The 13703-nt window shown below is 40.1% G+C and carries 15 protein-coding genes and 1 tRNA gene; 8 read left to right on the top strand and 8 right to left on the bottom strand.

Annotation, left to right across the window (positions count from 1 at the left end; translation table 11 throughout):
- Nucleotides 1–136: 136 nt before the first annotated feature.
- The 5 genes from H4J61_RS14265 to H4J61_RS14245 form a co-directional block, all read right to left on the bottom strand.
- Nucleotides 137–826, bottom strand: coding sequence for a flagellar hook assembly protein FlgD (locus tag H4J61_RS14265; RefSeq protein ID WP_182185621.1), 690 nt, complete (start codon nt 824–826; stop codon nt 137–139).
- Between the two features lie 18 nt (nt 827–844).
- Nucleotides 845–1264 (bottom strand): flagellar basal body rod protein FlgC, encoded by a 420-nt coding sequence (gene flgC / locus H4J61_RS14260; protein WP_182185619.1) that lies wholly within the window; start codon nt 1262–1264, stop codon nt 845–847.
- A 2-nt stretch (nt 1265–1266) separates the two neighbouring features.
- Entirely contained in the window at nt 1267–1665 is a 399-nt protein-coding gene (gene flgB / locus H4J61_RS14255) for a flagellar basal body rod protein FlgB (protein ID WP_182185617.1), read from the bottom strand.
- 65 nt (nt 1666–1730) lie between these two features.
- Complete coding sequence (locus tag H4J61_RS14250) at nt 1731–2561, bottom strand: protein-glutamate O-methyltransferase CheR (RefSeq protein WP_310650068.1); 831 nt, start codon at nt 2559–2561, stop codon at nt 1731–1733.
- A gap of 39 nt (nt 2562–2600) precedes the next feature.
- Nucleotides 2601–3536: a chemotaxis protein gene (locus H4J61_RS14245; RefSeq protein ID WP_182137064.1), complete on the bottom strand. Its 936-nt coding sequence runs from the start codon at nt 3534–3536 to the stop codon at nt 2601–2603.
- A 197-nt stretch (nt 3537–3733) separates the two neighbouring features.
- On the opposite strand from H4J61_RS14245, the gene flgA reads away from it, so the two are divergent.
- From flgA to H4J61_RS14230, 3 genes are all read left to right on the top strand, one after another.
- Nucleotides 3734–4426: a flagellar basal body P-ring formation chaperone FlgA gene (gene flgA / locus H4J61_RS14240; RefSeq protein WP_182137063.1), complete on the top strand. Its 693-nt coding sequence runs from the start codon at nt 3734–3736 to the stop codon at nt 4424–4426.
- A 74-nt stretch (nt 4427–4500) separates the two neighbouring features.
- Nucleotides 4501–4815, top strand: coding sequence for a flagellar biosynthesis anti-sigma factor FlgM (gene flgM, locus H4J61_RS14235; protein WP_182185614.1), 315 nt, complete (start codon nt 4501–4503; stop codon nt 4813–4815).
- A 26-nt stretch (nt 4816–4841) separates the two neighbouring features.
- Nucleotides 4842–5273 carry a flagella synthesis protein FlgN gene (locus tag H4J61_RS14230; protein WP_182137061.1) on the top strand — a complete coding sequence of 144 codons (432 nt, stop codon included), beginning with the start codon at nt 4842–4844 and terminating at the stop codon, nt 5271–5273.
- A 109-nt stretch (nt 5274–5382) separates the two neighbouring features.
- Here H4J61_RS14230 and H4J61_RS14225 read toward each other — a convergent pair whose 3' ends face one another.
- Nucleotides 5383–5847 (bottom strand): LPP20 family lipoprotein, encoded by a 465-nt coding sequence (locus H4J61_RS14225; protein ID WP_259363345.1) that lies wholly within the window; start codon nt 5845–5847, stop codon nt 5383–5385.
- A gap of 28 nt (nt 5848–5875) precedes the next feature.
- Nucleotides 5876–6520 carry a FlgO family outer membrane protein gene (locus tag H4J61_RS14220; RefSeq protein ID WP_182185609.1) on the bottom strand — a complete coding sequence of 215 codons (645 nt, stop codon included), beginning with the start codon at nt 6518–6520 and terminating at the stop codon, nt 5876–5878.
- A 431-nt stretch (nt 6521–6951) separates the two neighbouring features.
- Between H4J61_RS14220 and H4J61_RS14215 the strand changes: the two genes are divergently transcribed.
- Both H4J61_RS14215 and H4J61_RS14210 read left to right on the top strand, forming a co-directional pair.
- The gene (locus H4J61_RS14215) at nt 6952–8115 is read left to right on the top strand and encodes a flagella assembly protein FlgT (RefSeq protein WP_182185607.1); all 1164 of its coding nucleotides are present in this window, start codon (nt 6952–6954) and stop codon (nt 8113–8115) included.
- Between the two features lie 127 nt (nt 8116–8242).
- Nucleotides 8243–8318: transfer RNA gene (locus H4J61_RS14210), tRNA-Arg, on the top strand.
- A gap of 379 nt (nt 8319–8697) precedes the next feature.
- Here H4J61_RS14210 and H4J61_RS14205 read toward each other — a convergent pair.
- Complete coding sequence (locus H4J61_RS14205) at nt 8698–8847, bottom strand: hypothetical protein (protein WP_182185604.1); 150 nt, start codon at nt 8845–8847, stop codon at nt 8698–8700.
- 311 nt (nt 8848–9158) lie between these two features.
- Between H4J61_RS14205 and tkt the strand changes: the two genes are divergently transcribed.
- The 3 genes from tkt (at nt 9159) to H4J61_RS14190 (ending at nt 13510) form a co-directional block, all read left to right on the top strand.
- A complete protein-coding gene (tkt, locus tag H4J61_RS14200; RefSeq protein ID WP_182185602.1) occupies nt 9159–11144 on the top strand; it encodes a transketolase in 1986 nt (661 codons plus the stop codon).
- 95 nt (nt 11145–11239) lie between these two features.
- Nucleotides 11240–12253: an erythrose-4-phosphate dehydrogenase gene (gene epd, locus H4J61_RS14195; protein WP_182185600.1), complete on the top strand. Its 1014-nt coding sequence runs from the start codon at nt 11240–11242 to the stop codon at nt 12251–12253.
- 78 nt (nt 12254–12331) lie between these two features.
- A complete protein-coding gene (locus tag H4J61_RS14190; protein WP_182185597.1) occupies nt 12332–13510 on the top strand; it encodes a phosphoglycerate kinase in 1179 nt (392 codons plus the stop codon).
- Nucleotides 13511–13703: the final 193 nt, after the last annotated feature.

Below are 13703 nucleotides of genomic sequence, written 5' to 3'. Positions count from 1 at the left end.
CTTTATACGCAGGAAAAATGGCCAAATATAAGGCATTTATTTTAATAACTAGTTGTTCTAATTATTAAATAAATAACGCAGTAGTGGGTTATTTTAACCAGTAAAAATGATCAGATAATTAGTGATATTGGTATAGTTAACCTTGAGAAACTTCGACTACATCAGAAAGTTTCATGGTGCTACCACCGTTAAGATTTAATAAAATACTTCCGCCGTTGCCGGCCAAAGTGACACTGTCTACTTTACGGTAAGTCATCGCTTGTAATTCTGATGCATTACCATCCACTAGGCCGGCAACACGAAAACGATAAGCCCCTTCTGGTGCCGGTTCGCCATTCGTGTTTTTCCCGTCCCAAGTAAAGGTAAACTCACCTGCGGATACATCCCCCACAGGTACGGTTTGAATAACTTCACCGGCAACATTTTCTACGTAAATATTGACATTACTTGCCGCTTGGTCGGTCACTAACTTGCCTTTTACCGCTTGACCTTCTTCTTTACCAAAGACGTTGTCTTCAACTAAAACACTACGACCAACCAGCGACGATGCCTGCAGGGCTTGGCTAGACGACATTGAAGCAGCAAAACTGGAAAATTGATCGTTTAACTTTGTCACGCCATCAGTGGTTGAGAATGCGGTCATCTGAGATATCATCTCATTATTTTCAACCGGCTTAGTCGGGTCTTGATTTGAAAGTTCTTGGGTAAGCAAGGCGAAAAAATCTTCCTGCGTTAACATACCGCGCGTGTCATCGGCCTCAGGAGTTGAATTCTCTTGTTGCCAACGAATATTATCTAATAGGCTAGAGCCAGATACTGTTTCCATGATAAGTCCTATTTAACCTTAGCGTTGACCAAGTGTTAGCGTTTTATTCAGCATGTTTTTTGCTGACTCCGCTAATTGCACATTGGTTTGATATGAACGAGAAGCAGAAATCATGTTGGTCATTTCTTCAATAACGTTAACGTTCGGCTTGTAAATATAGCCTTCGCCGTCAGCCATTGGATGATCTGGAGCATATTCAACATTAAGTGGTTTATTGCTTTCAACAATGCCAAGTACTTCCACACCTACCGACTCATTTTGTCCTCCGGCAGCTTTTTGCATCTCGGCGGCAAAAACTGGATGGCGGGCACGATAGGTTTCACCGACACTACTGCTAACACTATCAGCGTTAGCAATATTACTCGCGGTGGTATTTAAGCGGACAGATTGTGCGCTCATGCCTGAACCGGAAATAGAAAATACATTAAATAGGCTCATTATTATTGCCCTCCAGTAATTGCTTGTTTTAAGCCTTTAATCTTACTAGTAAGAAATTGTAGGCTTGCTTGATATTCCATAGAGTTTTCTAGATACAAGTTTCGTTCCACTTGTACGTCTACGCTGTTACCGTCACCTGTATCGGCTTGATCAGGTATACGAAAACCGACACCGTTGTTAAGTTCCATACGCACGTCAAAATGTTTCTCGTTGGTACGGGTCATACCGGTTTGTTGTTTTGAGGCGGCTTGTGCTAATGCGGCTTTGAAGTCCATTCCTTTGGCTTTGTAGCCTGGTGTATCGGCATTGGCAATATTACTGGCAATAAGTTCAGCGCGTTGAGCACGCACTTGTAGACCTTGCGGGTGAATACCGAATGCTTTATCAAAACTAATAGCCATAAAAAAATACCTCCAGAAGAATGAAGGTATTTATTCAATATTTATGCCAAGGTTATACGAAGAGGTTATTTTTTTTGGTAAACAATACCAGGATTACAGCGGATCATGTTAAAATTTTGGCTAATACCTGACAGCGATTCTGAGGCACCCAAAAATAAAAAGCAGTCTTTTTTCAACGTACCATATATTTGAGAAATTATTTTTGATTTTAGTTCAGGAGCGAAGTAAATCAATACGTTACGACAAAAAACCAAATCAAACTGGCCCAGTAAACTATAACTATTTAACAAGTTAAGTTGGCGAAAACTGACCATTTTTTTAATCACGTCTTTCACCTTTAACATGCCATTACCACTGTTTTCAAAGAACTGTCGTTGCCGATCCAAAGATAAGCCTCGTGATAAGGCTAAACTGTCATAATGAGCATGTTTGCAATGATCTAACATGGTAGTAGATATATCAGTGCCAATAATTTGAACACCGCCAGGAAATGCGCCTGGGTTACTCTGTTGAAATTCATAAATCGCCATGGCTATTGAATAGGGCTCTTGTCCTGATGAGCTTGCCGCTGACCAAATTTTTAATGGCGCTCGCTGGTTTTTAAAGCCTGGCAGTAGATCTTTTTTCAATAGTTCAAAGGGATAGCCATCTCGAAACCATAAGGTTTCATTGGTGGTCATGGCATCAATAACGGCAGCGCGTAATTGTCGTTTAACGGGATTAAGTGTTTGCGCGACGAGTTCAGCCAAAGACGCGACATCAAATTTTGCCATCAGAGGTACCAGGCGACTTTTCACCAGGTACTGTTTGCTTTCACCTAAAACAATGCCGCATTGCTGCTCTAGAAACATTCTAAATTGATGATAACTTTTATCATCAAGTTGTTTAGTTAACACTAGCTGTGGTCCACCTTATTTAAATACTGCAAACAAAGATTAAGCAATCTCATCATGCTTTAACCACTTTTTAACCGCAGTCGCTAACTCGTCGGGATGAAATTTAGGAATAAAATCTTCAGCCCCTACTTTCTCTACCATGGCATTGTTAAAAACACCACTTAGCGAAGTATGCAAAATAACCGGCATATTTTTCATCCGATCATTCTGCTTAATTTCTGCTGTTAGGGTATAACCATCCATCACGGGCATTTCAATATCAGAAATCAACAAAGCGACTTTTTCAGTGATGCTGTTTTGACACCCTTGAGCAATTTCCTGTAATTGATCGAGCGCTTCTTGACCATTTTTTGCTAACAGCATAGTTAACCCCAAAGGTTCAAGAGCACGTTTAACTTGATTTCGTGCCACGGTCGAGTCATCAGCAATCATAATCACTCGTTCGCCAATAGCCTCTCCAACGCTTGCATCAGCAACACCTTCGCTTAACTCTGTTGAAATAGGATTGATTTCATTGAGAATTTTTTCAACATCAAGAATCGATACCAGTTCGTCGTCAATTTTGGTAACCGCCGTAAGGTAGCTTAACTTTCCCGCACCTTCTGGCGGCGGCATAATGTCTTTCCAGCTCAAGGTTACAATGCGCTCTACACCGGCAACAAGAAAACCCTGCACAGTTCGGTTGTACTCAGAAATAATCACAAAACTGCTTTCTGTTTGCACAATGGCCGGACCACCCGTGGCTTTACTTAAGTCAATAACCGAAATAGTTTGACCACGAATATGAGCAACACCTTTAACAAATTTGTTTTGCTTAGGTATTACGGTCAACCTAGGACATGGCATAACTTCACGCACTTTAAATACGTTGATACCAAAACGCTGTTTACCAATGAGTTTAAATAACAACAACTCCAGTCGGTTCTGGCCAACTAATTGGGTACGTTGATTAACTGTGTCTAATATACTTGCCATAAAAACCTCTTTGGTGTGCCAATGAAAGTATAACAAAGGCACGATTCTTGATTGTTTTAACGTTTAAAGCACTAGCATTAAGCACTAGCATTGCAACAACGTAAATACTTTGACGTTATTCGTGCTAAATTGTACTGAATTAAACTTAATTAAGTTTGGACGTGTATTTTTATTTTCCTAGCAGTCAGATATAACTTATGAACAAATTAAAGATAGTAATAGCAATCACCCTTATTTATTTGGCCAGTATTAACGCTAGTTCAGCCATGACATTCGATCGTGATTATCTCTATAACTTCATCAAATCCTATGTTGAAGACAATGTCAGTTTGCCAGCACGAGGAAAACTGAAGATTGAAGTTTCTGAAATAGACCCCCGAATTACATTACAGCCTTGTTTATTACCACTGACGGCAAATATACCTGAAAAGCATATTGGTAGAAACGTAAATGTTAAAATTGTTTGTCCTGACGAAGAATCTTGGCAGTTGTATATCCCAGTAAAAATTCACACCATTGTACCTGTATTGGTCACGCAAATGCGAATAAGCAAAGGTACTTTGCTTAGTAACGCTAATATCGAAATTATATTTAAAGATAACGGGCAAATACGAGGCACAGTGCTTACCGACCCTAAAGTAGTGGTGGGTGCTCGCACAAAAAGAAACTTGTCTCAAGGTAGTGCTATTACTAATCAAAATACCTGTTTTGTCTGTAAAGGCGAGCCGGTGAATATTATTGCTAAGTCGGCACATTTTGAAATTAAGTCTTTTGGCATTGCCTTAAATGACGGCAGTTTAGGCGAAATTATATCGGTGCGAAATAGGAAGTCTGGTCGTGTGGTTCAGGGGCAAGTTAACGCTATTAACCAAGTGATAATTAATTTATAATAATTGCTTAAGTTTTCTGCTGTTTTGCCGATAAAAGGTTAGAAACCAATAACTGTTGTAAGTAGGATACAATAATGGCTATTAATATCAACAACTTGAATAACACCAATCAAGTAAAACAAAAACTTGAACAGCAAGTTCAGACCAAACAGCAAGTTAGCGAAAGTAGCAATGCCTCGCAACAAGCTAAATTGGCAACGCGTGATTCGGTATCTATTACCCCGCAAGCAAAACAAATGAATGAGCTGCAGAAACAAGCCGCTGATTCTCCTGTAGTCAATGAGAAAAAAATTGCTGAATTAAAGAGTGCTATTGCCTCTGGCGATTATAAAATAAATCCAGAAAAGCTAGCAGCAAGTATCGCCAATTTTGAATTTAAACTTGGCTAACGTGTTACTAAAATGGAGTACATTAAGTGTCTGAAAAACTAACACCGCAACAATTGGTTTCTCAACAATTATCGCAATTAACGCAATTAGAGACGTTATTAGACACTGAGAAAGATGTACTGCAACAGCAAAACCCTGATGCACTTATTCAGCTTACCGCAGACAAAAACGACCTGCTTTTGGCGATTCAGAGAATTGACAATGCCATTGGTCAAAGTTTTGAATTCAAACAAGAAAAACTAGCGGGCAAGTTCACCAGCCTACTATCAGATATCGAAGCCATTTTAGTGCGCTGTAAAAAACAGAATCAAATTAATGGCCTGATCATTCAGCAATCACAATTATCTGTAGAACGCATGAAGACCTCATTACTAGAGAATCATAACAAGTCATCCATGACCTATAATAGTAAAGGAAAAACCTCAGGCGGACTCAGTAGCTTAGGTATAAAAGCTTAGCTTTATATGTGTTAGGTTATCTACAAAAAAACCAGCAATAGCTGGTTTTTTTAATGGTACTAAAATACAGCGCAATTCAATGACGCTAGTAATAATGCTAGTAATAATGCTAGTAATATGAGATATGCTTTATTTCTTTGCGGTTAGATGTCGCGATATAAATTTCATAAACATCTTTAAAATCTAAACTCAACTCAGTGGTATAACTGTCACCCACCGGATAGCTTTTAACGACTTTTGCGCCACGAATAATGCCTCGTACTGATGTCTGTAATTGTTGATTATCAAGCACTAAATTAGACATGGTGGTGCTACCATTAATATTTTGACCATAAACTTGTTCAGCTAACTCCGCATAAGCAGCAATTTTTGAAGCTTTTATTGCCATTAGCATACGCTGGGTTTTGTTTTGAGAATTCTGCAAACTAATTGGTGCTTGCCCTATGGCGGTTAAGACAGGAAATTTTTCAGGTTTCACGTTTTGCCATTCCACCTGTTTATCAAACACCGAAGAACAGGCGCTTAACACTAAAGCACTTAAAAAAATCCCGATACCATAACGTAAAGTATTCATATTGACCTTAGACATTTGTTTGATAATATTACTTTTGTATCGCAATGGCACGTGCATCGTCAGCGAGTGTTGTACTGTCACGCAAGATCATGCCATCTTTCATTTTAACATTTTCATGGCGATTAAAATCATCGCCAACAACCCAAGCGGGAATAAAAGACTGCGCCGTTGCCACCACAACTCGAGATTGCATGCCAATCATTCGTGCGTTGACTAACACCCCTTCATCTTGTTGCATCATAGTGCCTGTAACAACATAGTCAATTATCTGACGTTCGGGCAATTCTTTCCAATCGCGACTGAAAACATAATCACCATCGGCCGTTACACGAATATGTCCGGTGGTTTTAAAATCAATAACAACCAAGCCATGTCGTTGCATTTCATGGATAAAACTTTCTGACAGTTGATTGCCTAACGAGTTAGTTGATTCTAAATTTTTTAAATCGACAAATGATGCAACAGCGATTGGCGTTTTAGGCGTAACAAAGGTGCTGCTTTCCAGCATTTGATACGCAAGGCCTTTCACCACGTCATTTATCGCATGACGAGGTAACTTAAAGCTGTCAATTTCTTGTTTATCGGCATAAGAAGATCGATAAAAATCGTCCTTGGTTGTCACAGAACACGACATCACTGTCGGTATTATTATTGCTATAAGCCAATTTTTCATTGAGCTCTCCTCAATTAATGCTAATGTCATAAAATTAATGAAAATAATTAATAAAAATATTAAAGCATGATCCGCGCCAATATTTTTATTTCACCTCAACTTGGCCTAAAGCAGGGTAGATTAAACTATACTCGCAGATTAGCGGGCATAGTTTTATGCCTTATTGTTCTGCCTATTGTCACCTTTTTTTCAGCACTGATGCTTTATCACTTTCAAGACCCCTTTTTATCCAAGCGCCAGCTTTTGCCAAACCATATAGGATTTTTAATGCCTGGTAAAACCCTACGGCTGCATCTCTATCAGAAACCTAATACCGATGAAACTAGCTTATTGGGCCGCTTTACTTATCTTGAGTTGAACTTTTCTTTGAAATAGGCACAAAACCTGCATATTTAAAAACAGAGATTGATTCCCTATTAAAAGAGACCTTTATGCGCTTAAGTTTATTTTGCCTTTGCTGTGCTATATATAGTAGCGCTAGTGTCGGACAATGGTATGTATCGCAAGGTGTGGCGAGCATAGTAAATGCTGATAACAAAACAGCAAAAACACAAGCCATGCACAACGCGTTGAAAAAAGCCTTACTGGTTGCCGGTGCTTCAGTGTCAAGTGTTCAACAAGTGGTTAATGGTTTACTCACCCAAGACGAAATTAGCATTCGTGCCAGTGGCAGTGTGAATTCATTAGAGTTGGTCAGTGAACACTATAGCGACGACTTGGTCACTGTCACCATTCGGGCTGATATTTTTCCACAAGAAAAAAAGTGCTTCGCGGCTGATTATAAAAAATCCATGCTGTTAACCCGCAGTAATATACTACACCGTGAACAAGCTAATATTGGTAACATCTACGCTATTGATAGCACCTTAATCCAACAACTCGCTAATAAAATACAGCAGCAAGGTATTTATTTGGAGACTAAACTCGCCTTGCAAACTAAAACAGAATTTTCACGTTATAACCAAAGCTTGCAAAGCCAAAGTTTAAAAAACTTAACCATGTCATTAGCCAACATGACAGATAGCCAGTATGTTCTGTTTTCAGAGATCCAAGATCTTTCTCTCGCCAATGACGAAAATAATAACTGGCAGTTTTGGCAAAAAAACGTCTATCAACGCCAATTTAATCTTGCCCTTTATATTCACGACGGTACCACAGGTGAAAGAGTTTTGGCTAAACACTATCAAAGCTCTGCCCCTTGGCAATTCGATAAGCGCAAACAAGTTGACGTTACTAGCCATAACTTTTGGCAAAGTGACTATGGCCAAAGCATTAGTCTGACCTTAGACAACATGGTCAGTGATATTGATGAGAACATGATGTGTCAGCCAACCCAGGGCAGAATTGTGCAAGTACAAGGTAACTCACTGACTTTTAACTTAGGAAAAAGACACGGGGTTAAAATAGGTGATGAATTTTCTTTGCTACATTTCAATAATTTTACCAGTGATGATAAACGCACTTATTCAGCTTTTAACATTAGCCCTTATAAAGTTATGGTAACTTCTGTGAGTCAAGACAGTGCCCGGGCAACCACCACTGAGCAGCACATATTAGACAACATCCAAATTAACGACTTAGCGGTAAGGTATTAGAAAGTTTAATCAAGGTTACAAATTATGACCATTAATTAAATAGTTATCCGGTGTAAAGTGTATTTTTTTGAATACTAATTTATAAAATAGCTGTAGCATAGGCTAGCACTATAATTATTTGCATCATGTCCTCATAGTTTAACTGGATAAAACTGCGGCCTCCTAAGCTGCTGCTCCAGGTTCGAGTCCTGGTGGGGACGCCAGTAATTATTGATACAAAATTTGCAGGCAAGCACTTTATAACTATCGGTACTATAACTATCAGTACTGAAATTTTATGGTGAGTTATTTTATCTAGCCTGATGTTTGACTAAGACGCTAGTAAATAGCAAAAAATTAATCTATTGGCATTATTTTAAAGCGATCTGCGACTAGAGGCTGTCAACACAAGATAATGTAAATTGTGTAAGTCGTGTCAATCCCCCCACTCTTACTTGTTGACTTACTTTCAGTGCAAAACATTGTAAAATAAGAGATAAATAACGTCCTGCACCCTAGGCTATTACGTCTTACCCCCTGATACAATTGACTTAGCGTACATAAAAAAACCCCGCAATTGCGAGGCTTTGATTATTAAATGAGCTAAATCACTAGTTCACTATCTGTTTGTTCTATTACAACGTCCTTGTCGTCTGCTGCTGAGCCAGTGCTCAACAATGCTGATATGGCTAATACTAATACTGCTAATATTACCGTAGTCAGCTTAATTCCACGTGACGACGAGCTGTTCATTATTTAATCCTATGTCAGCTTGCATGTTTTTATTAAGTTTTTATTTTTGTTTTACATACAAGCCATCAACACTAAAGGATCTTAATTTTAATTTCAAGCGCTTACTCGGCCCATTCAGCTTTTATTGTCGATTTAATCACCAGATCTATTCACGACAGTTAACACGGCTAAGTAAGCCTTAAAGTATATAAATATAGCTAAGTTAAAAATAATCATAGAAAAATGCTAATAACATTTGCAGTTAAGGGGTAGTCTAGGCGAAAATAAGCGCAATTTATATCCCATCAAATCTTATAATAATTGGAGCAAATATGCCGTCGCGTCAACAACTAGCCAATGCAATTCGAGTTTTAAGCATGGATGCCGTGCAAAAAGCTAAATCAGGACACCCTGGAGCCCCAATGGGCATGGCAGATATCGCTGAAGTTTTATGGCGTGACTTTCTAAAACATAACCCGTCTGATCCACAATGGGTTGATCGTGACCGCTTTATTTTGTCTAACGGCCACGGTTCCATGTTGATTTATTCACTATTGCACCTTACCGGTTATGACTTGCCGATGAGTGAATTAAAAAATTTCCGCCAATTACACTCTAAAACACCGGGTCATCCTGAATACGGCTACACGCCAGGCGTAGAAACTACCACGGGTCCGTTGGGCGCTGGTCTGTCTAATGCTGTAGGTATGGCAATAGCTGAAAAAACCTTGGCGGCACAGTTTAACCGTGACGGTCATAACATTGTCGATCACAACACTTATGTATTTTTAGGTGATGGTTGTTTAATGGAAGGTATTTCGCATGAAGTTTGTTCATTAGCCGGTACCTTAGGTTTAGGCAAATTAGTGGCCTTTTGGGATGATAACGGTATTTCAATTGATGGTCATGTTGAAGGTTGGTTCACTGACAATACCCCAGCACGATTTGAAGCTTACGGTTGGCATGTGATCAGCGATGTTGATGGTCATGATAGCGCGGCTATCACTGCTGCCATTGCCGCAGCAAAAGCTGTCACCGATAAACCTACTATGATTTGTTGTAAAACCGTGATTGGCTTTGGTTCACCCAATAAATCTGGTACGCACGATTGTCACGGCGCACCATTAGGCGACGACGAAATTACGGCAACGCGCGAATTTCTTAACTGGCCTCATGCGCCATTTGAAATACCCGCTGATATTTATGCCGAGTGGGATCAAAAAGAAAATGGCGCCACAGAACAAGCCAACTGGAATGATAAATTTGCCGCTTACCAAGCTGCTCACCCAGCCTTAGCTGCAGAATATGAACGTCGTGTGATTAAAGGTGATTTACCTGCCGAGTTTGAAGAAAAAGCCAATGCCTACATTTTAGCCTGTCAGGAAAAAGCTGAAAATGTCGCTTCACGTAAAGCATCACAAAACACCATTGAAGTCTTTGGTGCTATGTTACCTGAGTTATTGGGCGGCTCAGCCGATTTAGCCGGCTCAAACTTAACGCTTTGGTCTGGTTCAAAAGGCATTCAAGATGATGCGGCCGGTAACTACATTTACTACGGTGTGCGTGAATTTGGTATGAGCGGTATCATGAACGGTGTTTCATTGCATGGTGGTTTTATCAACTACGGTGCCACTTTCATGATGTTTATGGAATACGCTCGTAACGCGGTACGCATGTCTGCACTTATGGGTATTCAAAATATTTTCGTCTACACCCATGATTCAATTGGTCAAGGTGAAGATGGTCCAACGCATCAGCCTATTGAGCAGTTAACTAACCTACGTACCACGCCTAACATGGTGACTTGGCGTCCAGCCGATGCCACTGAGTCAGCTGTGGCATGGAAAAACGCTGTTGTTCGCCAGAATGCACCAACATCATTAATTTTTTCTCGCCAAGGTTTACCTGCATTAACACGTACCAGTGCGCAAGTAGCTGATATTGCTAAAGGTGGCTACATCTTAAAAGATAGTGTTGGCACACCAGAAGTTATTTTAATTGCTACCGGCTCTGAAGTGTCATTAGCGTTAAAAGCAGCTGAAAGCTTAGGTGATAATGTCCGCGTTGTTTCTATGCCATCAACCAATATTTTTGATGCCCAAGATAATGACTATAAAGCATCGGTATTGCCACCAGCAGTAACCAAACGTGTGGCGATTGAAGCCGCACATACTGATTTTTGGTATAAATACGTAGGCTTGAGTGGCAAAGTTGTTGGCATGACCACTTTTGGTGAGTCAGCACCGGGTAATGTCTTACTTGAATATTTTGGTTTTACCGTTGAAAACGTAGTTAACACAGTAAACAGCCTAAACTAATCTCCTTTGCTACAAAAATGGCATTTATAGCCAGTTAACACATACTTAACTGGCTATCTCCTTTACTAAATTCGTGATCAATAAGAGCCAAAAACATGTCAATTAATATCGCTATCAATGGCTTTGGCCGAATCGGCAGAAATGTTGTTCGTGCACTATATGAAAACGGCAGCACCAACGAATTTAACTTAGTCGCTATTAATGAACTTGCCGAGCCTGAAGGCATAGCTCACCTATTAAAATATGACTCAACTCATGGTCGTTTTTCATTTGCGGTGCAACAAAGTGCTGGCAAATTATTTATTGCTGGTGACGAAATATCGTTAAGCCATGAATCCGAGTTAAGCAATATGCCTTGGCAAGAGCACAATGTCGATATTGTCATTGATTGTACCGGTAAGTTTGGTAGCCAAGCAGATGGCCAGTTACATATTCAGCAAGGCGCAAAAAAGGTCTTGTTTTCACATCCTGGCTCACAAGATTTAGACGCGACCATTATTTATGGTATTAACCATCAACAACTCACTGCGGCTGAAAAAGTGGTATCAAACGGCTCTTGCACCACCAATTGTGTGGTGCCTGTTATTCAGGTTTTAGATCAAGCCTTTGGTGTTGAAAGTGGTGCTATCACGACCATTCATTCTTCGATGCATGATCAACAAGTGATTGACGCTTATCATCCTGACTTACGCCGTGCTCGTGCCGCCAGCCAATCGATAATACCGGTAGATACTAAATTGGCCGCAGGTATTGAACGAATATTACCCAAGTTTGCTGGCCGCTTTGAAGCGATAGCCGTGCGAGTACCCACTATCAATGTAACCGCTATGGATTTAAGCTTAAACTTATCAAGCGACGCTACTATTGCACAAATTAATCAAGCCATTGTTGACGCTCAACACAATGGTTTGGCGGGTATTTTAGGTTATACCACCGAACCGTTAGTTTCCATCGACTTTAATCATGACCCACACTCAAGCATTGTTGATGGCAATCAAACGCGGGTTAGTCACAAGCGCTTAGTAAAATTACTTATTTGGTGTGATAACGAATGGGGTTTTGCTAATCGTTTACTAGACACCGCTTCTGCTATGGCAAAAGTGGGTTAATTGAGCATAGATGTCGTTAACAAATACAATAACTTAAAATTTACTTAACCGTTAAACTTCTACCAACAGGGAATAAACATGTCAGTAATCAAAATGACCGACTTAGCATTAAACAACCAACGTGTGCTCATTCGTGAAGACTTAAATGTACCAGTTAAAGAGGGCAAAATCACCTCTGATGCGCGCTTAAGAGCGGCCTTACCCACACTGAGATTAGCCTTAGATGCGGGTGCAAAAGTGATGGTTATGTCGCACTTAGGCCGTCCAACTGAAGGCGAATATAATGCCGAATTTTCTTTGCAGCCTGTAGCCGATTATCTAAGTGCCGCACTTAACGTACCGGTTCGTTTAGTCACAGATTACCTTGATGGCGTAGAGGTTAATATTGGCGAATTGGTGATATTTGAAAACATTCGCTTTAATGTTGGCGAGCAAAGCAATGATGACGCCTTATCGAAAAAATTAGCCGCGTTGTGTGACATTTTCGTTATGGACGCATTTGGCACGGCTCATCGCGCACAAGCCAGTACACATGGCGTCGCAAAATATGCCGCTACTGCCTGTGCCGGCCCACTGTTAGCGGGTGAATTAACCGCGTTATCACAAGCACTTGATAACCCTGCCCGTCCATTGGTGGCGATTGTTGGTGGCTCAAAAGTGTCAACTAAACTTACCGTGCTAGACTCATTAGCCGGTATTGTTGACCAACTGGTTGTTGGTGGTGGTATTGCCAATACTTTTATTGCCTCGCAAGGTCACAATGTGGGTAAATCATTATTCGAAGCTGATTTAGTTGATGAAGCAAAACGCTTAACTAAACAAGCGAGCGACAATAATGGTTCAATTCCAGTACCGACCGATGTGGTGGTTGGTCAAGAATTTTCTGAAACCGCTGTAGCAACACTTAAAAATGTTAGCGACGTAGCCGATGGCGATATGATTTTTGATATTGGCCCAGAGAGCGCAAAAGCCTTGGCAGATATTATCGCTAATGCCGGTACCGTCGTATGGAATGGCCCCGTTGGTGTCTTTGAATTCGACCAATTTGGTAAAGGTACTGAAGTTATCGCCCACGCTATTGCCAATAGCAAGGCATTCTCTATTGCCGGAGGTGGTGACACCTTAGCCGCGGTTGATAAATATGGTATTGCCGATAAAATATCTTATATTTCAACCGGTGGTGGTGCTTTTCTTGAATTTTTAGAAGGCAAAAAATTGCCTGCAGTAGAAATTTTAGAAGCGCGCGCTAAAGCATAAACTCGCTCAAAAAATAAATATTTTATCTTAAAAAGCTGACAGCACTTAATTGTGCTGTCAGCTTTTTTTTCACATTTTTTTCACATTTTTTTCAATAAGACTTTCATTAGGTTATTTATTTTCAGTGACTCAAATTAAGCATAAAAATATTATTCATTACACTGTCTATTTCGTAGTAAATTTACACCAATAC

Origin of the sequence: Colwellia sp. MB3u-4 (genome assembly GCF_014077065.1) — a bacterium.
GTDB lineage: Bacteria > Pseudomonadota > Gammaproteobacteria > Enterobacterales > Alteromonadaceae > Cognaticolwellia.
The sequence above is the reverse complement of the archived record's forward strand: the minus strand, read 5'-3'. Positions and strand labels throughout refer to the sequence as shown.